We start from the raw sequence: 535 nt of genomic DNA, 5'->3' as shown, positions 1-535 counted from the left end.
AGTTCTAATTTTCCTAAAAAAAATTTTTTAGTTCCATTAGCAGGTAGTTTAATACCATGGATTGATAAAAAAATGAATAACGGTCAAAGCCGTGAAGAATGGAAAGGGCAGTCTGAAACAAATAAAATTCTAGGTTTTAAAAATCCAGTTATTGTTGATGGTTTGTGTGTACGAATTAGTTCATTACGATGTCATAGTCAATCATTTGTAGTAAAATTAAAAAAAGAATTATCTTTAAAAACTATTGAAGATATGATTAGTAATCATAATTCTTGGGTTAAAATTATTCCTAATAATATTGAAGATACTTTGTTAAAATTAACTCCATCATACGTTACTGGTACTTTAAATATACCAATAGGTCGTTTAAGAATATTAAATATGGGTAAAAAATATTTTTCTGCTTTTACTGTTGGGGATCAGTTATTGTGGGGAGCTGCAGAACCTTTAAGAAGAATGTTGAATTTATTAATTGATATATAAGTTTTTCTTATTGTTAAAATAATTATTAAATTAATATATACACTATATTCTA

Annotated in this window: 1 protein-coding gene; it reads left to right on the top strand. The window is 25.4% G+C overall.

Annotation, left to right across the window (positions count from 1 at the left end; translation table 11 throughout):
* On the top strand, positions 1 to 483 hold a 483-nt coding region (locus D9V70_RS03305), incomplete at its 5' end, for an aspartate-semialdehyde dehydrogenase (RefSeq protein WP_253254797.1).
* Positions 484 to 535 lie beyond the last annotated feature (52 nt).

Origin of the sequence: Buchnera aphidicola (Lipaphis pseudobrassicae) (genome assembly GCF_005081185.1) — a bacterium.
GTDB lineage: Bacteria > Pseudomonadota > Gammaproteobacteria > Enterobacterales > Enterobacteriaceae > Buchnera > Buchnera aphidicola_AD.
Note: the sequence above shows the minus strand (reverse complement) of the source record. Positions and strands in the feature narration are given on the sequence as shown.